Annotated in this window: 21 protein-coding genes; 16 read left to right on the top strand and 5 right to left on the bottom strand. The window is 69.5% G+C overall.

Going from position 1 to position 25322, the window contains the following annotated elements; all coding sequences use genetic code 11:
* The first annotated feature begins 36 nt into the window (after positions 1-36).
* From ACWDNU_RS00715 to ACWDNU_RS00680, 8 genes are all read left to right on the top strand, one after another.
* Positions 37-1209, top strand: coding sequence for an LLM class flavin-dependent oxidoreductase (locus tag ACWDNU_RS00715; RefSeq protein WP_449667137.1), 1173 nt, complete (start codon positions 37-39; stop codon positions 1207-1209).
* Positions 1210-1233: 24 nt separating this feature from the next.
* On the top strand, positions 1234-1632 hold the full coding sequence (locus ACWDNU_RS00710) for a RidA family protein (protein ID WP_449667136.1): 399 nt from the start codon (positions 1234-1236) through the stop codon (positions 1630-1632).
* A gap of 1 nt (position 1633) precedes the next feature.
* On the top strand, positions 1634-2482 hold the full coding sequence (locus tag ACWDNU_RS00705; RefSeq protein ID WP_354741970.1) for an amidohydrolase family protein: 849 nt from the start codon (positions 1634-1636) through the stop codon (positions 2480-2482).
* Between the two features lie 15 nt (positions 2483-2497).
* A complete protein-coding gene (locus ACWDNU_RS00700; protein ID WP_449667135.1) occupies positions 2498-3868 on the top strand; it encodes a hypothetical protein in 1371 nt (456 codons plus the stop codon).
* A gap of 34 nt (positions 3869-3902) precedes the next feature.
* Entirely contained in the window at positions 3903-4985 is a 1083-nt protein-coding gene (locus tag ACWDNU_RS00695) for an LLM class flavin-dependent oxidoreductase (RefSeq protein WP_449667134.1), read from the top strand.
* Positions 4986-5046: 61 nt separating this feature from the next.
* A complete protein-coding gene (locus tag ACWDNU_RS00690; RefSeq protein ID WP_449667133.1) occupies positions 5047-6543 on the top strand; it encodes an aldehyde dehydrogenase family protein in 1497 nt (498 codons plus the stop codon).
* Positions 6543-8063, top strand: a complete 1521-nt coding sequence (locus tag ACWDNU_RS00685; RefSeq protein WP_449667132.1) for a GMC family oxidoreductase — start codon at positions 6543-6545, stop codon at positions 8061-8063. The genes ACWDNU_RS00690 and ACWDNU_RS00685 overlap by 1 nt, the downstream gene beginning before the upstream one ends.
* 62 nt (positions 8064-8125) lie before the next feature.
* Positions 8126-10435, top strand: coding sequence for an ATP-binding protein (locus tag ACWDNU_RS00680; RefSeq protein ID WP_449667131.1), 2310 nt, complete (start codon positions 8126-8128; stop codon positions 10433-10435).
* Here ACWDNU_RS00680 and ACWDNU_RS00675 read toward each other — a convergent pair.
* Genes ACWDNU_RS00675 through ACWDNU_RS00665 form a run of 3 tightly spaced genes read right to left on the bottom strand, consistent with a single transcriptional unit; the run spans position 10432 to position 13146 of the window.
* Positions 10432-11193 (bottom strand): crotonase/enoyl-CoA hydratase family protein, encoded by a 762-nt coding sequence (locus ACWDNU_RS00675; RefSeq protein ID WP_449667130.1) that lies wholly within the window; start codon positions 11191-11193, stop codon positions 10432-10434. The two genes, ACWDNU_RS00680 and ACWDNU_RS00675, sit on opposite strands and share 4 nt — an antisense overlap.
* On the bottom strand, positions 11190-11954 hold the full coding sequence (locus tag ACWDNU_RS00670) for an SDR family NAD(P)-dependent oxidoreductase (protein WP_449667129.1): 765 nt from the start codon (positions 11952-11954) through the stop codon (positions 11190-11192). Before ACWDNU_RS00670 ends, ACWDNU_RS00675 begins: the two co-directional genes overlap by 4 nt.
* Positions 11955-11967: 13 nt before the next feature.
* Positions 11968-13146 (bottom strand): thiolase family protein, encoded by a 1179-nt coding sequence (locus ACWDNU_RS00665; RefSeq protein WP_449667128.1) that lies wholly within the window; start codon positions 13144-13146, stop codon positions 11968-11970.
* Positions 13147-13381: 235 nt separating this feature from the next.
* Between ACWDNU_RS00665 and ACWDNU_RS00660 the strand changes: the two genes are divergently transcribed.
* From ACWDNU_RS00660 to ACWDNU_RS00630, 7 genes are all read left to right on the top strand, one after another.
* A complete protein-coding gene (locus ACWDNU_RS00660) occupies positions 13382-14515 on the top strand; it encodes an LLM class flavin-dependent oxidoreductase (protein WP_449667127.1) in 1134 nt (377 codons plus the stop codon).
* A 115-nt stretch (positions 14516-14630) separates the two neighbouring features.
* A complete protein-coding gene (locus tag ACWDNU_RS00655) occupies positions 14631-15302 on the top strand; it encodes a TetR family transcriptional regulator (protein ID WP_449667126.1) in 672 nt (223 codons plus the stop codon).
* A gap of 117 nt (positions 15303-15419) precedes the next feature.
* A complete protein-coding gene (locus ACWDNU_RS00650; protein ID WP_449667125.1) occupies positions 15420-16553 on the top strand; it encodes an acyl-CoA dehydrogenase family protein in 1134 nt (377 codons plus the stop codon).
* A complete protein-coding gene (locus ACWDNU_RS00645; protein ID WP_449667124.1) occupies positions 16553-17563 on the top strand; it encodes an acyl-CoA dehydrogenase family protein in 1011 nt (336 codons plus the stop codon). Before ACWDNU_RS00650 ends, ACWDNU_RS00645 begins: the two co-directional genes overlap by 1 nt.
* Before the next feature lie 19 nt (positions 17564-17582).
* Positions 17583-18362 (top strand): enoyl-CoA hydratase/isomerase family protein, encoded by a 780-nt coding sequence (locus ACWDNU_RS00640; protein ID WP_449667123.1) that lies wholly within the window; start codon positions 17583-17585, stop codon positions 18360-18362.
* Between the two features lie 11 nt (positions 18363-18373).
* Positions 18374-20722, top strand: a complete 2349-nt coding sequence (locus tag ACWDNU_RS00635; protein ID WP_449667122.1) for a DPP IV N-terminal domain-containing protein — start codon at positions 18374-18376, stop codon at positions 20720-20722.
* 36 nt (positions 20723-20758) lie between these two features.
* Positions 20759-21973: an LLM class flavin-dependent oxidoreductase gene (locus ACWDNU_RS00630; protein WP_449667121.1), complete on the top strand. Its 1215-nt coding sequence runs from the start codon at positions 20759-20761 to the stop codon at positions 21971-21973.
* 499 nt (positions 21974-22472) lie between these two features.
* Here ACWDNU_RS00630 and ACWDNU_RS00625 read toward each other — a convergent pair whose 3' ends face one another.
* Both ACWDNU_RS00625 and ACWDNU_RS00620 read right to left on the bottom strand, forming a co-directional pair.
* Complete coding sequence (locus tag ACWDNU_RS00625) at positions 22473-23243, bottom strand: alpha/beta fold hydrolase (protein WP_449667120.1); 771 nt, start codon at positions 23241-23243, stop codon at positions 22473-22475.
* A 33-nt stretch (positions 23244-23276) separates the two neighbouring features.
* On the bottom strand, positions 23277-23930 hold the full coding sequence (locus ACWDNU_RS00620) for a RidA family protein (protein ID WP_449667119.1): 654 nt from the start codon (positions 23928-23930) through the stop codon (positions 23277-23279).
* Between the two features lie 194 nt (positions 23931-24124).
* On the opposite strand from ACWDNU_RS00620, the gene ACWDNU_RS00615 reads away from it, so the two are divergent.
* Positions 24125-25294 (top strand): LLM class flavin-dependent oxidoreductase, encoded by a 1170-nt coding sequence (locus ACWDNU_RS00615; RefSeq protein ID WP_449667118.1) that lies wholly within the window; start codon positions 24125-24127, stop codon positions 25292-25294.
* Positions 25295-25322: the final 28 nt, after the last annotated feature.

The following is a 25322-nucleotide window of genomic DNA, read 5'->3' as shown; positions in this document are numbered from 1 at the left end:
TCAGGCGCCCGCTGGACACGGAGAACGGGAGCGAGCATGGAACTGGATCTGCTCTACGCGCTGACGAACCGCTCGGGCACGCAGGACTGGCACGACATCATGCGCGAAACGCGCCGGCACGCGCGGATGGCCGACGAACTGGGCTACGACCGGATCTGGCTCGGCGAGCACCACTTCGACACCGACGGCAGCGACGCGAGCCCGAACCCGGTCATGCTGGCGACGGACCTGGCCGCGCGGACCGAGCGGATCCGGCTCGGCATGGCGGCGGTCTCGCTCACGCTCTGGCATCCGCTGCGCCTGGCCGAGGACCTCGCCGTCCTCGACCACTTCAGCGAGGGCCGCCTCGACGTCGCGTTCGGCCGCGGCATCCTGCCGATCGAGGTGATGAACCTCAACCCGCAGGCGAACCGGTGGAACGGCTCGGACAACAGCCGCGAGATCTTCGACGAGAACCTCGCGATCGTCCGCGGCATCTGGACCGAGGACCCGTTCAGCTGGAAGGGCAAGCGCTACACGTTCCCGGAGCCGGGCACGAAGTTCATCCACTCGCCGGGCGCGCCCATGCCGCGGGGCTGGGTCGGCGAGAACGACGAACTCGTCGCGTTCGGCATGACGCCGCAGCCGTTCCAGCGGCCGACGCCGCCGCAGTTCGCCGTCACCGAGTCGATGACCGGTTTCGCGCACGCCGCGCGAAACGGCCTGCGGCCGATCACCTGGTACCCCAGCGGCCAGGTGCTGAAGAACCTCTTCGAGACCTACCGCGCCGAGACCGCGGCAACGACCGGGCGGACGCCCGCGCTCGGCGAGGGCTGCGGCGTGCTGCGGCTGTGCTGCATCGCCGAAACCGACGAGGAGGCGCGGCGCATCGCCGAACCGGGCATCGTCGAGTTCTTCGAGTTCCTGTGCCGGGTCCGCGGCATCGGCGTGTGGCTCGACGCCGACGAAGACCCGGAAGATCCGCGTTACCGCGAAATGGATCCGTGGGAGCTGCTGATGGAGCGCGACCACCTGATGATCGGCTCGCCGGACAGCGTCCTGGAGCGGATGACCCGGCTCACCACGTCGCATGGCATCCAGAACTGGCTGCTGCAGATGGGTTTCCCGGGCATCCCGGCTCCGGACGTGGACCGTTCGCTGCAGCTGTTCGCCCGCGAGGTGATGCCGGAGATCCGCAAGCTCGACACCTCGCTGACCACTGCCAGCTGACCGCGCCGAGGAAAGGAAGAACCCGTGCCGGAATACCTCAACCCGGAAAACCTGCCCTACCCGCGCTACGGCATGAACCCCGGCGTCGCGACGCGCGATCTCGTCTTCGCGGGCGGAATGGCGCTCGACCTCGAAACGCTGCGGCGCAAGGACGAGGCGAAGTCGATCGCCGACGAGACCAGGATCGCGCTCGACGAGATCAAGGGCGTACTGGAAGCCGCCGGGTGCGGCCTGTCCGACATCGTGAAGACCACCTGCTACCTCGCGGACGACTCCTGTCGCAAGGAGTTCTGGGAGGCCTACACCGAAGTGTTCGCCCCGGGCCCGTTCCCGGCGCGCGCGACGTTCGTGGTCGGGATCGCGGGCGGCTGCCGGGTGGAGATCGAGGCGATCGCCGTCCGCCCGGGCGACGAGGCGGCCTGACATGCCGGATCGTCCGTTCACCGACTGGCACACGCACGTCTACCGGCCCGAGCACCTCGGTCCGGTGTGGACGGAGCGGGGCGTGGAACTGGTGGGACGGCCCGGGTTCGGCGAGGCCGACCTCGACGAGCACAGCCGGGTCATGCGGGCCAGCGGCGCCGACCGGTTCCTCGTGCTGGGTCTCCAGGTCGCCCGGATGGGCATGCACGTGCCGAACGACTACGTGGGCGAGTACTTCGCGGCCAACCGCGACCGGGCGATCGGCGTCGGCAGCGTCGACCCGACCCAGCCTGGCGCGGCCGCCGAACTGCGCCGCGCGGTGGAGACGCACGGACTGCAGGGAGTGAAGCTTTCCCCGCCGTACCAAGGCTTCCACCCGCACTGCGCCGAAGCGTTCGAGGTCTACCGGACGGCCGCGGACCTGGGGATCTTCCTGATGTTCCACCAGGCGAGCGTGTTCGCCCCGGACGGCTGCAACGAATTCGCCTATCCGATGCTGCTGGACAAGGTCGCACGGGAGTTCCGCGGGACGAAGATCCTGCTCGCCCACTTCGGCAAGCCGTGGACCCACGAAGCGGTCGAGCTGATGATGAAGAACCCCAACGTGTACGCGGACGTTTCGACGCTGCCGGTCAAGACCTGGCAGCTGTACAACGGCCTGCGGCTGGCGATCGAGGGCCACGTGACCGACCGGCTCCTCTTCGGCTCGGACTTCCCCTCGTTCGACCCCCGCGAGGCGGCCGACCAGTTCCTCGCCGTCGCCGACCTGGACCTGCCGTTGCCGATCCCGCGGGAGGTGGTGGAAGCAGTCCTGTACGACCGGCCGTTCGACCTGTTGCTCTCTTCCTGAGCGGAGAACCAAGCCATGTACGACAACCAAGTGTCGCTGAACGCGCAGGTGCCCACGATCCTCTACGTCGTCGGCCTGATCGCGATCATGCTCGCCGTCGGCGGGGTGTTCCTGTTCGACGCCGGCCTCAGCCGGGCGGGCAACGTCCTGCACACGACCGTCCAGAAACTGGTCGCCGCGTTCGTCGCGGCGGCGGGGATGTCGATCGCCGGGTTCGCGATCTGGGACACCCAATTCGCCCAGGCGTTCGGCGTCCCGAATCCGTTGGGGGAGGCGCTGAAATCCTGGTGGCTCGGCGGACCCGGCATCAACACCTATCCGCAGCACCTCGATCCGGCGACGACGCCGGGCGCGGACTCGTTCCAGGCGTTCTTCGCGGTGTTCATCCTGTTCGCCGCGTTCTTCGCGGCCCTGCTCGCGGGCTCGGTGATCGAGCGGGTCAAGACGGCCGGGCTGTCGGCGGTCACGCTGGTGTTCGGCGCGCTCGTGATCCCGTTCGCCGGTTACCTCGTCTACGGTTCGGTCGGACCGCTGTCGAACGCGGGAACGCACGACTTCGGCGGTGCCTTCTTCTACATCCTGCTCGGGTGCTGGGCGCTCGTGCTGGTGTGGCGGGCGAAGCCGAGGGCCGGCGTGTTCGGCGGCCGGGCCAGCGAGCCGCCGATGCCGCACAACCTGGTCTTCACCGTGGCCGGGCTGTTCCTGTTCCTCGCCGGGCTGTGCGGATACGCGCTGCTCAACGGGTACCTGGTGCCGGGTTCCGGGTATTTCGGCATCACGCTGAACGAGACCGGCATGGGCGTGATCGTCACGAACCTGATGATGGCGTTCGCCTTCGCCGTGCTCGGCGGCCTGCTCGCGTGGAAGGTCGGAAAGAGCCCGTACTTCCTGCTGGTGTCGCCGGTCGCGGGCTGGATCGCGGTGTCCGCGCTGCTCGACGTCGCCAAGCCGTGGCAGGCCGGGCTCACCGCGTTCTTCGCGCCGCTGATCGTGGTCGGCGGGTACCGGCTGATGAACGGCTGGCGCCTCGACGACATCAAGGTGGTCCCGCTGACCCTAGGCCCCGGTGTCTACAGCGCGCTGATGACGGCGGTGTTCGCCTCCGGCGTCAAACAGGGCGGGTACTTCGGCCTCGCCGGGGAGTACGCGCCGCAGCACGCGTCGGTCGGCATCGGGCACCAGGCGCTCGGTGTGCTCGTGTTCCTGGTGCTCGGACTGGCCAGCGCGTTCGTTGTGGTCCTCGCCGTGGAGAAGACGATCGGTTTGCGGGACGAGCGGGTCGACCAGGGGCTGGACAGCGCGCTCGACCACGCCGTCCTCGGCGAAGCCGCCTATCCGGCCTCAGCACCGTCCGAAGTGGAGCAAGCGGCCGGCGCACGGCCGTAACGACCCCGCGATCAACAAGAGAGGAATCCCTGACATGGAATTCGGCATCTTCATCCCCAGCGCCCGCAACGGCTACATCATGTCCGAGACCGCACCCCAGTACTCGCCGACGTACGACCACATGCGGGAGATCATCACCACCGGCGAGGACAACGGTTTCTCCTTCGCGCTGTCGCTTTCGGCGCTGCGCGGGCACGGCGGCACCACCGGATTCTGGGACGACGCACTGGAATCGATGACCCAGATGGCCGCACTCGCCCGGGACACCACCGACATGAAGCTCGTCGGCTCGGTGAACATCCTCGCGATCCACCCGGCGATCGCGGCCCGGATGGCGATGACCATCGACTCGATCTCGGGCGGCCGGTTTTCGCTCAACATCGTCCCCGGCGGCTGGCACCCGCGCGAACTGGAGACGATGAAGGTCTGGCCGGGCTACGAGTACAACTCCTACCGCTGGCAGTACGCGGGCGAGTACTGCCAGGTCGTGCGCGAGCTGTGGGAGAAGGGCGTCTCGAACTTCCAGGGCGAGTACTTCCAGTACGAGGACCTGCGGATGGGCCCGAAACCGGACCACCCCATGAACATCGTGTGCGCGGGGACCTCCGACGACGCGATCAAGTTCACCACCCGCTACGCGGACTACTCTTTCCGGCTGGCCTGGGGCGGGCAGGACGCGCTGCGCGAGGTCGTGGACCGGTTCAACGGCCAGATGGACGAGGCGGGGCGCACCATCCGCCCGTACGTGGCGCTCGGCGTCGTCATGGCCGACACCGACGAGGAGGCCGAGGCGAAACTGCAGAACTACGTCGACAACGCCGACATGAAGGCGATCGAGTACATGATCGGCGGCGCGCTCACCGACTCCGCGGAGGGCGGCACCTCGGAGATCCTGGCCAGCATGGACCGCAAGGGTTCGGTGCAGATGTCGACGGACTTCATCACCGGTTCGCCGGAGAGCATTGCCCGCCAGCTGGACGAATGGGCCGAGATCGACGTCGCGGGCTACATGCTGATCTTCCCGGACTACGTCGAGGACATCAAGCGCATGGGCCGCGAGGTGTTCCCGCGGATGAAGAACTTCACCGCGCCGCGCAAGAGCACGCAGCCCGCCTGATCCGCCGGGGGCGCGGCAGTTGCCGCGCCCCCGGTTCCCACTGCCGAGAAGGACGGAAACCATGGCGACAACGACTGAAACCCTGCCCGCGTCCCTTCGCGCGAATGTCGAAAAGGCTCGCCGGATGCTCATCGGCGGCGACTGGGCCGAGGCGAGTTCCGGGCAAAGCCTCGCGGTGCGCGATCCCTCGACCGGCCAGGTGCTGGTCGACGCCCCGGCGGCGGACGCGTCCGATGTGGACCGCGCGGTCTCGGCGGCCCGCGCCGCGCTGACCGGGCCGTGGCGGCTGATGACGCCGCAGGAGCGAGGAAAGCTGTTGTGGCGCTTGGCGGATCTCGTCGAAGCGCGCGCGGACGAGCTGGCCGCGCTCGAAGCGCTGGACGTCGGGATGCCGATCACCGAGGCGAGCTTCGTGGACGTTCCGTTCTCGGTGGAGATCCTCCGCTACTACGCGGGCTGGCCGACGAAGATCACCGGCGACACCATCCCGGTGTCGTTCCCGACGAATTTCGGCGGCCCGTACCACGCGTACACCCGCCGCGAGCCGGTCGGCGTGGTGGGCGCGATCGTGCCGTGGAACCTGCCGTTGATGATGGCGGTCAAGAAGCTCGCTCCAGCGCTCGCGACCGGCAACACCATCGTGGTCAAGCCCGCGGAACAGACCCCGTTGTCGATCGCGCTTTTGGCCGAGCTGGTGCTCGAGGCGGGGATTCCCGAGGGCGTCTTCAACTACGTCAGCGGGTACGGCGAGGCGGCCGGGGCGGCGCTGGTCGAGCACCGCGGGGTCGACAAGATCACCTTCACCGGATCCGTGGCCACCGGCAAAGCCATCGCGCGGGCGGCGACGGACACGTTGAAGCGGGTTTCTCTTGAACTGGGCGGGAAATCCCCGAACATCATCTTCGGCGACGCCGACCTGCCCGCCGCGATCGCGACCGCGGGGCTGGCCATTTTCTCCTGCCAGGGCGAGAGCTGCATCGCCGGTTCGCGGCTGTACGCGCACCGCAGCGTGTACGACGACGTCGTGGCGGGCCTGGCCGACCGGGCGCGCAGCATCAAACTCGGCCCGGGACTCGATCCCGCCACCGAGATGGGGCCGATGATCTCGCCCGAGCACCGCGAGAAAGTGCTGGGCTACCTCGGCATCGGGCGGTCCGAAGGCGTCGAGGTCGCGGCAGGCGGGGAAGCCTGGGGCGACCAGGGCTGGTTCGTGCGGCCGACCGTGCTCACGAACGTCGCGCGGGACTCCCGGATCGCGCGCGAGGAGATCTTCGGGCCGGTGCTGACGGTCGTGCCCTTCGACACCGACGAGGAGGTGCTGGACCTGGCCAACGACACCGATTTCGGGCTGGGCGCCGGGGTCTGGACGAAGGACGTCGGACGGGCGCACCAGGTCGCCGCGGCGCTGGAATCGGGGCAGGTCTGGGTGAACTGCTACCAGGCGGTCGACGCCGCGTTGCCGTTCGGCGGGTACAAGCAGTCCGGATGGGGCCGGGAGACCTGCAAGGAGAACCTCGACGAATACCTGGAGCTGAAGACGGTCGTGGTCGGGCTCTGATGGTTTCCTTCGACTACGTGGTGGTCGGCGGCGGCACGGCCGGATGCGTGCTCGCCGCCCGGCTTTCGGAGAACCCGGACGTTTCGGTGCTGCTGCTCGAAGCGGGCGGCGACGAGCGGCGCCCGGACGTCGAGGACCCGGGCGCGTGGCCGGGCCTGCTCGGCGGCGACGCGGACTGGGGCTGGGAAACCACCGTGCAGGCCGACACCGGACGAGCTGTCCCGGCCCCGCGCGGCCGCGTGCTCGGCGGATGCGGCTCGATCAACGTCATGGCGCACCTCCGCGGCTGCCGCGGCGACTTCGACCGCTGGGCCGCTGCGGGCGCGGAAGGCTGGGACTACGCCGGGGTGCTGCCGTATTTCCGGCGCTCCGAGGACGTTCCCCTGGGCGATCCCGCATACCGCGGCCGGGGCGGACCGCTCCGGCCGCGGCCGATCGCCGAGCCGCATCCGCTCAGCCTGGCGCACGTGGAGGCCGCGCGCCGGGCGGGGCACCGCGTCGCCGCCGACCTCAACGACGGCGAGCTGCTCGGGGCGGGCCTGCACGACCTGCTGATCCAGGACGGACGAAGGCAAAGCGCGGCGACCGCGTACCTGCGGCCCGCGATGGACCGGCCCAACCTGACTGTGCGCACCGGCGCCGAGGTACGGCTGCTGGCCGTCCGGGACGGTCGATGTCTTGGTGTCGAGTACGACTGGGACGGCGCGCCGGAGTGGGCGGGTGCGGGCGGCGAAGTGCTGCTGTGCGCCGGCGCGGTCGGCTCGCCCCGGCTCCTGATGTTGTCCGGCATCGGCCCGGCGGGCGAGCTGGCCGCGCTCGGCGTCGCCGCGTCGGCGGATCTCCCCGGCGTCGGCGGGAACCTTCAAGACCACGTGATGCTGGCCGGGATCAGGATGGCGGCGGCGCGGCCGCTGCCGTCGCCGAGCGGCAACTACGCGGAGGCGACCCTGTTCGCCAAGACCGATTCTGCGCAGGACGGCCCGGAGCTGCAGATCGTGCAGATCCAAGTGGACTACCGCCTGCCGTGGCAGGCGCCGGCGGGCAACAGCTTCGCGTTCGGCATCGGCCACATGCGCCCGCGCAGCCGCGGTTCGGTCCGGCTGGCATCCGCCGATCCCGGCGCGCCGCCGCTGATCGATCCCGGGTACCTGCGCGAGGAGTACGACCTCGACCAGCTGATCGCCGGGATCGAGGAAGCGGACCGGCTGGTCAGCACCGGAGCGTTCGACGAATGGGGCGGCGAGGCCCGGACCGGCCGGCTGCTGCGGATGGACCGCGCCGAGCTGGAGCGGACGGTGCGCGACGCGGTCGGCAGTTTCTTCCATCTGTCCGGCACCTGCCGGATGGGGACGGACGGCCGCTCCGTGGTCGACCCGGCACTGCGCGTGCACGGCATCGATCGGCTGCGGGTCGCGGACGCTTCGGTGATGCCGGAAATCGTCTCCTGCAATACCAACGCGGCCGTGGCGATGATCGCGGAGAAGGCCGCGGATCTGGTGCTGGGACGGGTAGAACGCTGAGCACAGCGGCGATTCCGCGGCGGACCGTCGCCAACGGCGCGGTTGTGGGGGACACTACCGGGATGGTCCGCCCGACTGGTGATGGAGACGCCGCCGAGCCGGGGGCGCTGCCGCTGGAGCTGACCCGGTTCATCGGGCGGCGGCGGGACCTCGCGCTCGCCCGGCACGCGCTGGAGCGTTCCCGGCTCGTCACGCTCACCGGCACCGGGGGCGTCGGCAAGACCCGGCTGGCGTTCCGGCTCGCCCGCGAAGTGTCCCGGGCGTTCGCGGACGGTGTGCACGTGGTGGCCCTCGCGGACGTGCAGGAGCCCGCGCTGATCGGGCACACCGTGAACACGGCGGTCGGGATCCGCGAGACGTCGGCGCAGTGGCAGCTGGACACGTTGGTCGAGCACCTGCACGACCGGCAGGCGCTGCTGGTGCTCGACAACTGCGAACATCTGGTCTCCGCCACCGCCGCGCTGGCCGACGCGTTGCTGCGGGCGTGCGGCCGCCTCACCGTGCTGGCCACGAGCCGGGAGGCGCTGAACGTCGCCGGCGAAGCCGTGGTGCCGGTGCCGCCGCTGTCCACTCCGGACCCGGATCAGGCGCTCACCGCGACGGCCGTCGCGCAGAGCGAAGCGGTGACGCTGTTCGCCGACCGCGCTGCCGCCGCGTTGCCCGGATTCGAGGTGACCGCGGAGAACCAGCGGTCGGTCGCCGACCTCTGCCGGCTGCTCGACGGCATCCCGCTGGCGATCGAACTGGCCGCGGTGCGGCTGCGCGTGCTGCCGTTGCCGGAGCTGCTCGCGCGGATGGGGGACCGGTACCGCCTGCTCACCCAGGGCAGCCGGACGGCCCCGGCCCGGCACCAGACGCTGCGCGCGTCGATCGACTGGACCTACGATCTGTGCTCGCCCGCCGAACGCATGCTCTGGAGCCGGCTCTCGGTGTTCTCCGGAGGATTCGGCCTGGACGCCGCCGAAGCGGTCGCGGCGGGCGGGGAGATCGACCGCACGGCGGTGCTTGACCTGGTGGCGGCGCTGCTCGACAAGTCTGTGCTGACCCGGGTCGCGGACTCCCGCGAACCGCGCTATCAGATGCTCGAGACGATCCGCCAGTACGGCACGGAACGGCTCGCCGGGGCCGAGTCGGCGGAGCTGGACCGGCGGCACCGCGAGTGGTTCGCGGCGCTCGCGGTGCACGCCGACGCGGACTGGCCCGGCCCGCGGCAGGCGGACTGGCTGGAGCGGCTGCGGCGGGAGCACGCGAACCTGCGCGCCGCGCTGAACTCCTGTCTCGCGCACGACGGGCAGAGCGGGCTGCGGCTGGCCTGGGCGGTCGAAAACTATTGGCTCGCCAGGGGATTCCTCAGCGAGGGCAGGCATTGGCTCGGCCAGCTGCTCGACGCGGCTCCCGAGCCGACCGTCGACCGGGGCCGGGCGCTCCGGCTCGCCGCGTGGCTGGCGATCCTGCAAGGCGACCACGACGTCGTGCCCTCGCTGCTGGAGGAGGGCGAACGGATCGCCGCCGGAACAGGGGACGCGCACCTCGCGGTGTTCGTCGCGCAGACCTGGGGCCTGCTCGCGTTGTTCAGCGGGGACCTGGAATTCGCGATCGACCGGCTCGAGGAGTCGGTCGAGGCGTTCGCCGCGCTGGGGCACCGCACCGGGGAGATCCACTCGATGTTCGAGGCTGGCCTGGCCCTGAGCCTGGCGGGGGAGAGCGAGCGGGCCTCGGCGTGGCACGTGCGGTGCCAGGAAACGACCGCGCCGATCGGGGAAGCGTGGTGGCGCTCGTTCTCGTTGTGGGCATTCGGGGTGGAGAAGTGGCGACAGAGCGACTACGAGGCTGCGGCCGAACTGGAGCGCGAGAGCTTGCGGCTCAAGCGCCCGCTTGAGGACCAGCTCGGCCACTCGGTGTGCCTGGAGGCGATGTCGTGGATCGCGGCGTCGGAGGGCGACGCCGAACGCGCGGCCCGCCTGCTCGGCGCCGCGGACGCGTTGCTGCGCAAGGTCGGTTTGGCGCTGGAAGGCATCCCGCGGATGTGGGTGTACCACCTTAAAGGCGAGGGAGACGCCCGCCGCCGCGCGTCCGAGGGCGCGTTCCGTTCGGCCTACGCGTCCGGTGCGGCGATGTCGGTGGACGCCGCGGTCGCGTACGCGCTAGGCGAGGCGGAACCGGCACCCGCTCCGGCACCGGAACGCGCACCGCTGTCCCAGCGGGAACAGGAGGTGAGCGAACTGGTCGCGAAGGGCATGACGAACCGCGAGATCGCCTCGATGCTGGTGATTTCGGTGCGTACGGCGGAGAAGCATGTGGACAACATCTTGTCGAAGCTGGGGCTGGCGAATCGAGCCCAGCTCGCCGCACACGTCGCTGGGCGGGGTTAGCGGCCTTCCCACACCGGTTTGCGTTTCTCCGCGAAGGCGCGGGAGCCCTCCTGCGCGTCACGGGATTCCCGTACCGGCACAGCGATCTCGCGGGAGCGCGGGAACGCTTCCGCCGCCGGCCAGTCCCGTGCTCGGGTCATGATCTGTTTCGTCGCGCGGACGGCCAACGGAGCGTTGGCGGCGATCGTCTGAGCCAGCTCCAGCGCGGTGGCCATGGCGTGCCCGGGCTCGGTGAGCCGGTTCACCAGACCGGCCTCGGCGGCGCGTTCGGCCGGGATGTGCGCGCCGGTGAGCGCCCATTCCAGCGCCAGGGCGTGCGGGACGCGGTGCGGCAACCGGAGGAGCCCGCCGCCCGCGGCTACGAGGCCGCGCTTGACCTCCGGCAGCCCGAAAACGGCGGTGCGGGACGCGACGAGGAGATCGCAGGCCAAGGCGATCTCGAACCCGCCTGCGAGCGCGTAACCTTCGACAGCGGCGATGATCGGCTTTTCCGGCGGCGCTTCGACGATCCCGGCGAATCCGCGCTGCGGCACGATCGGACGCTCTCCGGCCAGGAACGCCTTGAGGTCCATGCCCGCGCTGAACGTGCCGCCCGCTCCGGTGAGGACCGCAGCGCTCAGGTCGGCGCGACTGTCCAATTCGGTCATCGCCGCGGCGATCGCTTCCGCAGCGGGCAGGTCGATCGCGTTGCGGGCGTGCGGCCGGTCGATGGTGACGACGAGGACGGAACCGGCGGTTTCGGTGCGCACGCCGGTCATCGCGGGGCCATCCGGATCGCGCCGTCGAGCCTGATCGTCTCGCCGTTCAGCATCGGGTTGTCGACGATCGCCAGCGCGAGCCGGGCGAATTCCTCCGGGCGGCCGAGCCGGGCCGGATGGGGCACAGCCGCGGCGAGCTTGTCCCGCACCTCCGGGCCGTGCCGGTCGAAGATCGGCGTGTCGAAGATGCCCGGCGCGATCGAGCAGACCCGCACCAGCTTCCGGGCGAGGTCCCGCGCGGCGACGAGCGTCATGCCGACCACCCCGGCTTTCGCCGAGGCGTAGGGGATCTGGCCGATCTGCCCTTCCCACGCGGCGACGGACGCGGTCAGCACGCAGACGCCGCGTTCGCCCTCGACCGGTTCGTTCCGGGCCATCCGGGCGGCGGCCAGGCGGAGCACGTTGAACGTCCCGATCAGGTTCACTTGGACGATTTCCTCGTAGTCCGCCAGCGACCCGGGGCTGCCGTCCTTCTCGACGACTCGCACCGTCGCGCCTTTGCCCGCGCAGTGGACGACCGCTCGCAGCGGCGCGCGCTGTTCGGCGAGATCGAGAGCGGCGTCGACCGCTTCGGGATCGCGCACGTCGGCGGGAGCGAACCGTACGTTCGGCCCGATTTCAGCGGCGATTTCGGCACCGTGCGACGTCGGCCGGTCGAGGATCACGACTTCCGCGCCGCGTTCGGCCAGTTGCCGGGCGGTGGCCCGGCCGAGTCCCGAAGCGCCTCCGGTGACGAGAGTTGAGGCCGTCTTGAGTTCCATGTCCGGGTTCCCTTCAACCGAGCCGTTCGAGGACGGTCGCGTTCGCCATGCCGCCCGCCTCGCACATCGTCTGCAGGCCGTACCGGCCGCCGGTCGCTTCGAGGTGGGCCAGCATCGTGGTCATGAGCCGTGCGCCGGACGCGCCGAGCGGGTGCCCGAGCGCGATCGCTCCGCCGCGTGGGTTGAGTTTTTCCGCCGGCACCGGGAATTCGCGGTGCCAAGCCAGCGGGACCGCGGCGAACGCCTCGTTGACCTCGAAGACATCGATGGCTTCCAGGGCGAGCCCGGCCCGGTCGAGCACCCGGTGCGTCGCGGGGATCGGGCCGGTGAGCATCAGTTCCGGATCCGAGCCGCACACCGCCGACGCCACGATGCGGGCTCGCGGCCGCAGCCCGAGCGCGGCGGCTTTCTCCTCGCTCATCACCAGCAGTGCGGCCGCGCCGTCGGTGATCTGCGAGGAGTTTCCGGCGGTGACTGACCATGCGACGTGCGGAAAGCGCTGGGCCAGTTCGTCGGTGCGGAACGCGGGGGAGAGGTCAGCCAGCCGCGCCGCCGTCGTTCCGGCACGGATCGATTCGTCTCGGCGCACCAGCGAACCGGATGCATCGATCGGCACGATCTCTCCGTCGAACGCGCCGCTGCCAGCGGCTTCCGCAGCGCGGGCGTGCGACCTGACCGCGTACTCGTCCTGCTCGGCGCGCGACAGCCCCCATTTCGCCGCGACCAGTTCCGCGGCGACGCCTTGCGGTACGAGATCCGGGAACCGCTCGCGCACCGCCGGACCGTGCGGGTCCGCTCCCCGGCGGTTGGAGCCGATCGGCACCCGGCTCATCGATTCGACCCCGGCCGCGACCGCGACGTCGTAGAGCCCCGCCGTGACCCCGGCCGCGGCGAACTCCACTGCCTGCTGCCCGGAGCCGCATTTGCGTTCGATCGACACGGCGGGCACGTCGACCGGCCAGCCGGCGGCCAGCACGGCCTGCCTGCCAGGGGTTCCGGCCTGTTCTCCGGACAGGGTCACGCAGCCGACGAGCACGTCGTCGACATCGAGAGGGTCGAGCCGATTGCGCTGGGCCAGGGCAGCGAGCACCTGGCCCAGCAGATCGGCCGGGTGCAGGGCGGCGAGAGCGCCGGAGGTCTTCCCCCGGCCCATCGGCGAGCGGACAGCGTCGACGATCACGGCTTGCGGCAACGGTTTTCGCCTCTCTTCCGGAGCGGCCTTCGCCTAAGCAACATACCGATCGGTCCGAAGAAGGGGAAGTGATCTGGCTCGCTGGTCGACCCAAGCAGGGCGTGCGATGTCAAAGAAAGCGTTGATGGCCAACGTGATACGGAAGATCTCAAGAGAAGCCACCCTGTCATTGACGCCCGTTCGCGACAGGCTCTATGGTTCACATACCAACTAGTCGGAATCTACGGGAGCCGAGATGCATACGGGACTGACCCTGGTCTTCCAGAATCTGGGGCGCCGGCGCGCGGACGGCGACGTCTACGCGCACGAACTGCGCTACGCGGCGAGGGCCGAGGAGCTGGGCTTCGACTCGGTGTGGACGCCGGAACACCACTTCACCGACTACCAGCTGACGCCGAACGTGCCGCAGTTCCTGTCCTGGGTCGCCGGGCAGACCAGCAGGCTGCGGCTCGGCACGATGGTGTCGGTGCTGCCGTGGCACGACCCGATCCGCGTCGTGGAGAGCTTCACGATGCTGGACCACCTTTCCGGCGGCCGGTCGCTGCTGGGCATCGGGCGCGGCCTCGGCCGGGCGGAGTTCGACGGCTTCCAGGTCGAAATGGGCAAGTCGCGGAAGCTGTTCACCGAGTACGCCGAGGCGATCACGAGTGCGCTGGAGACCGGTGTCCTGGAGTACGGGGGAGAGGTCTACGCCCAGCCGCGGGTGGACATCCGGCCGGAGCCGCGCGGGTCGTTCCGCGGCCGGACGTTCGCCTCGGCGGTGTCGCCCGAGTCGATCGACCTGATGGCGCGGCTGGGCATCGGCTTGATGGTCATCGCGCAGAAGCCGTGGGAGACCGTGCGGGCCGAGCTGGCTGCCTACCGCAAGCGGTTCTACGAGATCAACGGCCGCGAGGCGCCGAAACCGGTGATCTGCGTGTTCGCCGGGGCGGCGGCGACCGAGCGGGAAGCCCAGGAGCTGCGCGACGTGTATTTGCAGCGGTACGCCCTTTCCACGGTCGAGCACTACGAATTCGACAATGTGGGCTTCGCCGAGATCGAGGGCTACGAGTACTACGCGGGTCTCAGCCGCAACATCGCCCGGCACGGCATCGACAAGTTCAGCGGGTTCCTCGCCGACCTCCAGGTCTGGGGGACGCCGGAGCAAGTGGTCGAAAAGCTGCTCGGCTACGTCGAATTCCTCGACGCGGGGGCGGTTCTTCTCGTCCCGGCTTACGGCGGGATGCCGGTCGAGGTCGCGGACGCCAACTTCGACCTGATCGCCCGGGAGGTGCTGCCCGCGCTCAAGGCGCACGAAGTCGGCGGCGACATCGGGGTCGGCTACGCCGACGAGCCGGTCCGGGACGAGGCGCAGGCGGCGTTCGGCTGAGCGGGACGCCCGGCGCGCGGGCTCCCGGGATCCCCTGGTCAGCGGTTACCGTCTGCTACAGTCTGAACGGTCGGTATCCACAACCCGCCCGGGTTGGCCAGATGAGGAGCACGGGATGGCTGCCGCTCAGGCGCGCACCGGAAAGCGCGCGGCCGCACAGAGCCGGGCCAGGGCGCCCCGCGATCCGGAGGCCACCCGGAAAGCGCTCGTCGACGCCTCGCTGAAGCTGTTCGAACGGGACGGATTCCACGCCACTTCGGTGCAGAAGATCGTCGACGAAGCACGGCTCACCAAGGGCGCGTTCTACTACCATTACGAGACCAAAGAAGACGTCCTGCACGAAATCCACGACCAGTTCATCGATTTCCAGCTCAAGCGGCTGCATTCGGTGCTGGACGAGGGCGGCGAGCCGGACGAGGTGCTGCGCCGGATCATGACCGACGTGCTGATCGAGCCGATCAGCATCTACCGCTCCGAGATCTCCATTTTCATGCAGGAGCACCGGTTTCTTTCCAGCAAGACCTTCGCCTCGATCGGGCGCAAGCGCGACGAGTTCGAGCGGCTCGTCACGCAGGTGATCGAGCAGGGGATCGAGGCGGGCGCGTTCAAGCCGGTCGCCACCCCCCGGGTGCTGGCGTTCGCGGTCATCGGCGTGGCGGCGTGGGCGCACACCTGGCTCGACCCGCGCGGCGCGATGACGCCTCGGCAGATCGGCGAGGCTTTCGGCGAAATCGTGGTCGACGGCTTGCGTCAGGGATCGTTGCCGAAGGGCAAGAAGCGGGCCTGAAGGCCTGGTCGCTGCGCGGGCAGTTTCCCTTGTGGTTGACGGGAAGCGGCCGCGCGGATACCTTCAATACCAACTAGTCGGATTGTTGAATCCGCTGCCTCGAACAGGACGGTGCTCATGACCCCGCCCAGGCTGGTGCCCCCGCCGTCCGGATACGGCCGCTCGCAGCGGGACCTGCGCGCCGAAGTCAGGGAGTTCCTCGCCGCGCGGCCGGACCGGCCGCGGGTCGATTCGTGGCTGACCGGCTGGGACGAGGAGTTCACCCGGGCGTTGGCGGCCAAGGGCTGGCTCGGGATGACTGTCCCGCCCGAGTACGGCGGACACGGGCGCAGCCATCTGGAGCGGTTCGTGGTGACCGAGGAGCTGCTCGCGGCGGGCGCGCCGGTCGCGGCGCACTGGATCGCGGACCGGCAGATCGTCCCGTCGCTGCTGAAGTACGGCACTGAGGAACAGAAACGCCGCTATCTGCCCGCGATCGCGCGCGGCGAGTGCTTCTTCGGGATCGGGATGAGCGAGCCGGATTCCGGCTCGGATCTCGCGAGCGTGCGAACGAAGGCGGAGCGCGCCGACGGCGGCTGGCGGATCAGCGGGACGAAGGTGTGGACGTCCGGCGCGCACCGTGCCGACGCGTTCATCTGCCTCGCCCGCAGCAGCCCCCGGGATCCGGAGCGCCGGCACGCCGGGCTCAGCCAGTTCATCGTGGACCTACGGTCGCCGGGCGTCGAGATCCGGCCGATCCTCTCCATGAACGGCGAGCACCACTTCAACGAGGTTCACCTCGACGAGGTGTTCGTCCCGGACGCGCTGGTGTTCGGCACGATCGGCGACGGCTGGCAGCAGGTGACCTCGGAGCTGGCCTACGAGCGCAGCGGTCCGGAGCGGTTCCTGTCGACGTTCCCGCTGCTGGCCGAGACCGCCGAGCAGATGGGATCCGGTGCCGTGCCGCGGCGGCCGGACCTCGGCCGGTATGTCGCCCGGCTGACTGGGCTGCACCAGATGTCGCTGGCCGTCGCGGGTGCGCTTGAACGAGGCGAATCCGCCGACACCGCGGCAGCGGTGGTGAAAGTGCTCGGCACCACGACCGAGGGCGACATCGCCGACTTCGCCGATCTGCTCGTCGAGCCGGATTCGCCGCCGGAGTTCCGCGAACTGGTCGAAGAGGCTGTGGTCCAACGTCCCGGGTTCACCTTGCGCGGTGGGACGAACGAGGTATTGCGCGGCGTGATCGCGCGTGGATTGGGGATGCGCTGATGGCGGCCGTGGACCAGTCCGTGACTGAGCTGATGGCGACGGTGTTCGCGGACTACCGGGCCGAGCACGCCGAACCGGTGCCGGGCGATCCGGAGCTGTGGCGCACGCTGGAGGAGCTTGGTCTCGTCCGGTTGACCGGCAGCGCATCGCGCGGCGGCAGCGGAGCCGGGTGGCCGGAGGCAGCCGAACTGCTGCGGGCCGCGGCCTCGCACGGGGTGCGGGCGCCGCTGGCCGAACACGATCTGCTGGCGTGCTGGCTGCTGGACGAGGTCGGCATCGAGCCGGACGGAGCGCGGCGCACGGTCTGCCTGCTTGACGACGATGCTACGGCGGCCGCCGTCCCGTGGCTCTCGCAGTGCGACCGCGCGGTGCTGGTGTGGCGGCGCGGCGGGAAATGGCGCGTCACCGATGCCGCCGTGGCCAACCTGACCGTCGAACCGGGCGAGAACCTCGCCGGCGAGCCGCGCGACCGGGTGACGGCTGACCTGGGGATCTTCCCCGGAGTGTCGGCACCGGACGAACTGATCGACCGCCTCCTGCTCCGCGGTGCGCTCGCGCGTGCGGTCCAGGTCTGCGCGGTGCTGGACCGGATTGTCGAGCTGACCGTGCAGCACGCGGGCGAGCGCGCCCAATTCGGCCGTCCGCTGACGAAGTTCCAAGCGGTGCAGCACCTTGTCGTCGATGCCGCGGCGGAAGCCGGACTGGCGCGGGCCGCGACCGACGCCGCGTTGACGGAGGCTGTGCGTACCGGATGGGCTGACCCACGGCTGGAATTCCGTGTCGCCGCTGCTCGTTCGTGCGCTGGACACGCAGTGTCCACTGTGGTGCGAAACGCGCATCAAGTGCACGGCGCGATCGGGACTACCCGCGAGCACCGATTGCACGAATTCACCGCCGCGGCGCTGGCGTGGCGCTCGGAATTCGGGTCCGTCCGGCATTGGGACGAACTGCTCACCGACCTCGCGACGGGTGCCGGGCGGCGCGAGCTGTGGCCGCTCGTGTGCTCGTGACCGGCGAAAGGACCTCCGCATGGCTGACCTCGAGTACACAGTGGACGACGGGATCGCCACGATCCTGCTGAACCGCCCGCACCGCAAGAACGCCTTCACGCTCGCGATGCTCGACGCCTGGGCCGAAGCGCTCCGGTCCGCTCACGCTGACCCCGCCGTGCGCATTGTCCTGGTCACCGGCGCGGGAGACGCGTTCTGCGCGGGCGTCGATCTGGACGACTTCGCCGAGATCACCTCGACTCTGGCACGGCAGGAAGTGCTCACCCAGCGCGTGCACCGGGTCGCCGCCGCAGCGCTGGAACTCGACAAGCCGTTGATCGCGGCCGTCGACGGGGTCGCGGTGGGGGCGGGCATGGACATGGCGCTCGCGTGCGACATCCGGCTGGCTTCCGACCGGGCGAGGTTCTCCGAGGCGTATGTGCGCGTCGGGCTGATACCCGGTGACGGCGGTGCGCATCTGCTGCCCCGGATCGTGGGCCGGGCACGGGCTCTGGAGCTGTTGTGGACGGGCCGGTTCGTCGAGGCGGACGAGGCGCTGGAGCTGGGTTTGGTGCTGTCCGTGCACAGTCCGGAGGCACTGGCCGAGGAGGCGGCGCGGCTGTGCCGGCGGCTGGCGGACGGGCCGCCCGTGGCGATCCGGGCGATCAAGCGCCTGGTGCGCGACGGCGAGCACCTCGACTTCCGGACCTCGCTGTCGATGGTCGCGGCCGAGCAGGCGGTAGTGCAGTCCACTCAGGACTCCGCGGAGGCGATGGCCGCGTTCCGCGAGAAGCGGAAGCCGCGTTTCGTCGGCGCGTAGGGAAGGGCACGATGACGTCGGACAACCATGCGCTGGGGCCGGAAGACTACGAGCGGGCTGCGCAGCTGTGGCCGAGCGAGCTGCTGAAACGAGCCACGAACCTGCTGATCGTTCCGACCTGGCTGCCAGGGGAAGACCGGTTCTGGTTCCGGCACGAGCACCACGCCGGCGACGAGTTCCTGCTGGTCGACGCTGCGAACGGCGCGCGCTGTCCGGCATTCGACCACGAGCTGGTCGCGCGGGCGCTCGGCGCGGATCCGGCCCGGTTGCCCATCGATGCGGTCGAGTACGACGGGGATTCCGTCATTGTGTCCGTCGACGGCGCCCGGCTGCGGATCGACCTCCGCGACGGCAGCAGCACCGAACTGCCGGTCCCGGACCCGAACGGTTTCCTCGGCCCGCGTGGCGAAGAACTGTTCGTTCGGGACCACAACCTCTGGGTTCGCACCCCGTCCGGCACCGAACGGCAGTTGACCACCGACGGCGAGGAGCACCGCGGCTGGGCCGAAGCCCCGGACGCCTCCGACGACCGGATTGACCGCGACCGCACCGGCCGTCCGCCCGGCACGATCGGCTGTTTCTGGAATCCCGACGGGACCCGTGCGCTCGTGCCGCGGGTCGATGAACGCGCGGTGACGGCGTACCCGTTCGTCGAGAACATCCCGCACGACGGCGACGTGCTGCCCAAGGTGCGTTATGTGTGCGGGAAAATGAGCGGCGACGCCGAGGACTCCCGGTGGGAGTGGTATCTGCTCGACGTGGCGGACTGTTCGCGCGTGCGCGTCGGTTCGCTTCCTGGGGAACTGCGGATTCTTCCTTGGCACGCGTGGTGGACCGCGCGCGGCACGATCGTCGCGCTGGCGTCCACGACCGCCCAGGACCAGGCCGCCGTCGTCGAGATCGACGCCACGACCGGCGCGGCGCGCGTGGTCTACCTCGAGTACGACCACATGTTCCGGTTCAACAACGTGTGGTTCCACGACGACAACGTCCGGTATCTGCCCGAGCGGCACGAACTGCTCTGGTTCACCTTCGCTTCCGGCTGGCCGCATCTGTGGCTGATCGACCTCGCGACGGGCGCGGCGCGGCAGGTGACCGACGGCGACTGGGTCGTCCAAGACGTCGTCCGCACGGTCGGCCGCCAGGTCTTCTTCACCGCGGGCGGGGTCGAATCCGGGCGAAACCCTTATCTGCGCGCGCTGTACCGCGTCGACCTGGACGGTACGGAACCCAACGCCGGATTGAAGTGCCTGACGCCGGAGGACGCCGACCACGCGTTCCCGGCCGTTCCGTTCGGCACTGTGATCCGGGACAGCGGACAGCGAGCGGATCTCCGTTCTTGCGTCGCCCCGTCGGGAAAGTACTTCGTGGACAACATCTCCCGCGTAGATCTGCCGCCGGTGATCCTGCTCCGCGACGCCGACGGCAAGGACGTCTGCGAACTCGCGCGCGCCGACACCAGCGGGCTGGACGAGATCGGCTGGACGCCTCCCGAGGTGTTCCGTGCCAAGGCCGCCGACGGCGAGACCGACGTCTGGGGCGTCCTCGTCAAGCCACGCTGGTTCGCCGAACGGGACAGCTGGCCGGTGCTGGAGCGCATCTACGGCGGTCACCAGGTGCTGGCGCAGCCGCGCAGCTTCCTCGAAGGACTCAACGGCATGTTCATGTTCGGCCTGCACTCGCTGGCCGAGATGGGCTTCGCCGTCGTTCTGCTCGACGGCCCCGGCACGCCGATCCGCTCGCGGGCGTTCCGCGATCTGACCTGGGGCGAGCGCGACCGGTTCGGGATCAAGCACCACCGCGCAGCGATCGAAGACGCCGCCCGCACCCGGCCCTGGATGGATCTGACACGCGTCGGCGTGAGCGGGCATTCCTCCGGCGGCTACGGCACGGTGATGGCGATGCTGCTCGAACCGGACTTCTACGCGGTCGGTTTCGCCAGCTCGCCCGCTCTCGACCCGAGCTTCTCCTCGGCTTACGTCCCCGAACCGCACTTCGGCAAACCCGACTACGGCGACGGCCGCTCCGCGAGACGGACCCCGGACGAGATTGCGCCGAATTACGCGCGCCTGTCGCCGAGCACCTACGCGGCACGGTTGTCCGGGCGACTGGCGATCGTCTACGGCGATCTCGACGAACAGGTCGAACCCTCCGGGGTGCTGCGGTTCACGGCGGCGCTGATCGACGCGGGCAAGGACTTCGACGTGCTGCCGCTGCCCGGCCGCGACCACCACTACACGACCGAGCCGTACTACCAGAAGCGGCTCTGGGACTACTTCGTCGAGCACGTGCAAGGCCGTGCACCGCTTCGGCACCACCAGCTGGACGTCGCACCCGGCGAACGCCTGCACGTCACCTGAGCCGGGAATCATCCGAAACTCCGAGCAGGAGGAGAAATGCCCGAGTCGATCCGACAGCTCAAGTCCGGTACCGAGAAGGCCGAGGTGCTGCGGGGGCCGTTCGATCCCGGCGGCCAGCCCGACCTCTCCGGCGACCATCCGCTGCATCTGTCCCTGTTCGCCTGGAACGTGCGGTCGGGCCTGTCGGCCACCAAAGCGGTGCTGAGCGACCCGGCGCGGCTGCGCGATTTCTGGGAATGGCCATCGGCCTCGAAGCTGCTGAAAGGGGCCGAGGCCGCGGGCTTCGACAGCCAGTTGCAATACGGGATGTGGAGCGGGTTCGGCGGCGAGATCGGCTGGAACGACTCGGCGCTGGACTTCGCCACCGCGCCCGCCGCCGCGGCGGCGATCACCGAACGTCTCGGCCTGCTCACGACGTTCCACGTCGGCTACGGCGTCCATCCGCTCTGGCTCGCGAAGATCACCTCGGCCACTGACCACGTTGCCGGCGGGCGGCTGGGCGTCAACATCATCGCGTCCACGAACGCCAACGACTACGCGCAGTTCGGCATCGGCGACAAGCCGTCCCGCGAGCAGAAGTACGAAATCGCCGACGAGTTCACCACGCTGCTGAAGTACCTGTGGACCTCCGACCACCCGATCGACTTCGAAGGCAAGTACTTCCAGGCTTACGGAGCCCAAGTGAGCCCGCGGCCGAAGTCCTCGCCGCGTCCGCTGCTGATGAGCGCGGCACAGTCGGACATCGGGTTCGACTACGCCGCCCGGCAATGCGATCTGATGTTCATCGCGAGCAACGTCACCGGCGGCAGCCTGGACGAGTACCGCACCAAGGCGGAGAAGATCCACGCCGCGGCCGCCCAGTACGGGCGCAAGATCCGGATCTGCGCGAGGTGTTACGTGGTGATGGAGGAGACGGACGCCGAGGCAGAGAAGAAGGTCCGCTGGATGGCCGACGAGATCGACCGGGAAGCGTTGCGGAATCACATCATCCGCACCGGGCTCGGTCCCGAGGCCGATCTCGAAGACCGGTACCTGGGCCTGGGGGAGGACCGCTACACGCAGTTCGGCCTCGGCATGCACGGCTATCAGCTGTTCGGTTCCTACGACACGGTCGCGGACAAGCTGGCGGGCCTGCACGAGGCGGGGGTCGGGCAGGTCGCGCTGTGCTTCTTCGATCCGCACCGGGGCGTCGAGCAGATGCGGGACCACCTGATGCCGCGGCTGCGCGAACGCGGGCTGCGCAACGACTGACCGGAGGGTCGTGAAGGGCCCCTTGAAAGAATCCCGGCAATGCCACGGGGTTGAGTGGTGCGGCCTCCCCGGCTGCTGGGCGTCCACAAAGGACGCCAAGCCTGACGCGCCACCATTTGACTGGTTCTTGTTGTCCGTGAGGGGACCCCTGAGGGAATCTGATTCCCAATGCCAGGAACTTAAGGCTGCGTCATGTGTGCGGTGTGAGGCGCGTCCGCCCGGGCCAAAGGGGTCGACGGGCTCTTGCCAGGCCCAGCGCGAGCGGCGAGAGCAGGATCATCGTCCGTGAGGGCCTCCCTGAGGGAATCAGATTCCCTCAGGGAGGCCCTCACGGCCCCGCGCACCCGGTCACATGGGTATCAATCGGGCATTTCTCCAGTATTGGTGTCCTTTGTGGACGATCAACAGGCGCGGTGCCACGCGGCTTACCAGTAAGTTCCTGGCATTGAATCTGCTCAGGGGTCCCCTCACGGACAACGACCCCGCGCACGGCCTGGAACTAGGGCGCAAGCAGGAACTTTTCCACCGCGTCCGCGGTTTCGTCGAACGCCGTGGTCAGGATCTGGTGCAGCCCGGGCACCTCGACGACCTGCTCCAGGTACGGCCGGTAAGCCTCAAGCTGTTCCGGGGTGACCAGACCGAACGCGGGTGCGTACAGGAGCATGGCCGGGACGCGGAGCGTTTCCGGCGGCGGCGCCGGCGCAGCGAACTCGCTGAAGATGGACACGACGGCCGCCTGGCTGGTGCGCCGCTTGAGCCGCCCGTCCGGGAGGGTGTCGAACTCGTCGGCCAGCTCCGCCTTGAACTTCTCGACATCGACGTCCGGGCCGAGGTTTTCGCGGCTGGCGACGAACTGTTCGAACGAATCCCATTCCCCGCCGGTCAATTCCTGTTCGGCGCGATGCCTTGCCAGCTCGGCCGGGATCCGCACGACCGGTTCCAGCAGTGCGAGCCGGCGGATCCGCTCGGGGGCGCGGGCCGCGAGGTCGAGCATCAGCCTGCCACCGAAGGACCGCCCGACCCAGTCCGGCCGGTCGAGCCCGAGTGCGTCGACCGATTCGAGCAGGTCGTCCACGTAGGTGGCGTGCGTCCACGGCGGTTCCCATCCGGAGCGGCCGTGCCCGCGCAGGTCGAACGCGATGATCCGGAACCGTTTTCCCCAGCGTTCGTCGACGACCTTGCGCCAGCTTCCGGCGTGCGAGCCCACACCGTGCACCAGGACGACCGGCGGGCCGTCGGGATTTCCCCATTCGCAGGTTTCCAGCAGCATGCAGAGCCCTTCCTCGTCGCTAGTGCCGGGCGGTCACGCCGCGGCGGTGACCTCGACCTGGATCCGGCAGTCGCCGGCCAGTCCCAGCAGGACCGTGCAGCGAGCGGGCAAATCCTGGGAAGCGAAGATTTCCCGGTACGCTTGTTCGAATTCCTCGAGGTAGGACTCGTCGCGCACGTACGTCGTCGTCTTGACGATGTCCTTCACGGACAGTCCGGCGGCATCGAGTTGCTTCCCGATGCGCTGGAAGACCACCGCTGTCTCACCGGCGATCGTGGCGGCCTCCGGTACCCGGCGCATGGTCGCGACGTCGATCGCGAGGCTGGACGCGTAGACGAAAGGCGCGACCGGAGCGGCATCCGGTTGTGCGGCAACGACATCGATCGCCACGCGGCCACCGCCGGCGACTCCGGCGGCCAGGATCGTCAGCACCGCACGGCAATCGGGTCCCAGCGCCGCGCGATACGCGGCTGCGACATCGTCGTGGAAGGCCTCGTCGGCGATCCAGATGTTCGCCTTGACGACGTTCGCCAGCCCGCGTCCGGCCGAGGCGAGCGTCGCGGCGATCTGCTCGACACAGGCGCGGGCTTCGTCCGCGGTCGTGCCTGGGTGCGGGCCGCTCGCGGAAGCGAAGACGAAACCGCTGCTCGCCGCGCCTGAGGCCGGGGGAGTGAGGAATTGCGTCACGATCGGGCTCCTTGCCGGGTCGTCGGGAGGACGGCCGGCGAAAACCGCGCGGGCCGGTCCTTGCCGAGCACCCTATGCAACCGACCGGACGGTATGCAAGCCTTGCGGGGCGGCCTTGACTTCGAGCGTGTCGCCTCTCTAACGTCATACCGACTAGTCGGAACTAGCTTCGTCAGCCAGACAGGGCGGTCTCCATGCACACGGGTCTTTCACTGATCTTCCAGAATCTCGGGCGAAGCCGGACCGACGCCGAGGTCTACCGGCACGAGACGCGCTACGCCCTGGAGGCGGAGGCGGCGGGCTTCGACTCGGTGTGGACTCCGGAACACCACTTCACCGACTACGACATGACTCCGAACGTCCCCCAGTTCCTCTCGTGGCTGGCCGGGCAGACGTCGCGGCTGCGGCTGGGCACGATGGTGTCGGTGCTGCCGTGGAACGACCCGGTCCGGGTCGCGGAAAGCTTCACCCTGCTCGACCATCTCTCCGGCGGCCGGTCGCTGCTCGGCATCGGGCGCGGGCTCGGCCGGACGGAGTTCGAGGGTCTCCGGGTCGAGATGGGGCATTCGCGCCGGCTGTTCACCGAGTACGCCGAAGCGATCACCGCCGGACTCGAAACCGGGGTGATGGAGTACGACGGGGAGCTGTACCGGCAGCCGCGCGTCGAGATCCGGCCCGAGCCGTACGCGAGCTTCCGCGGTCGGACCTTCGCCTCGGCGATCTCCCCGGAATCGATCGACCTGGTCGCCCGGCTCGGCGTCGGCATCATGGTGATCGCGCAGAAGCCGTGGCACACCGTCGAGCGGGAACTGGAGAACTACCGGCGCCGGTTCGCCGAGATCAACGGGACGCAGCCGCCCAAGCCGATTATCGCGTTGTTCGTCGGCGCGGCGCCCACGGAGGAGAAGGCGCAGCATATTCGCGAGCATTATCTGCAGAATTACGCGCTTTCGACGGTGAAGCACTACGAGTTCGACAATGTGGGTTTCGCCGACATCGAGGGCTACGAGTACTACGCGGGGCTGAGCCGCAACATCGCCAAACACGGCATCGAGGGCTTCAGCAGCTTCCTCGCCGATCTGCAGGTGTGGGGAACGCCGGACCAGGTCACGGCGCAAGTGCTCGAATATGTGGACCGGCTGAACGCGGGCGGGGTCCTGATGGTCCCGGCCTACGGCGGCATGCCGGAAGACATCGCCGACGCCAATTTCTCGCTCCTTTCCAAAGAGGTGCTGCCCGCGCTGAAGGAGTACGACGTCGGCGGCGACCTGGGGGTCACCTACGACATGGGGCCGCCGCGGGAACCCGCCGCGGCGGCCGACGAAGAAGACGAGGGCGCGCCCGGCATCGGATTGCTGCCGTGAGCGCGGGGAATGAACCCAACACCGTGGC

It is taken from the genome of Amycolatopsis sp. NPDC003676 (assembly GCF_053587275.1).
Note: the sequence above shows the minus strand (reverse complement) of the source record. Positions and strands in the feature narration are given on the sequence as shown.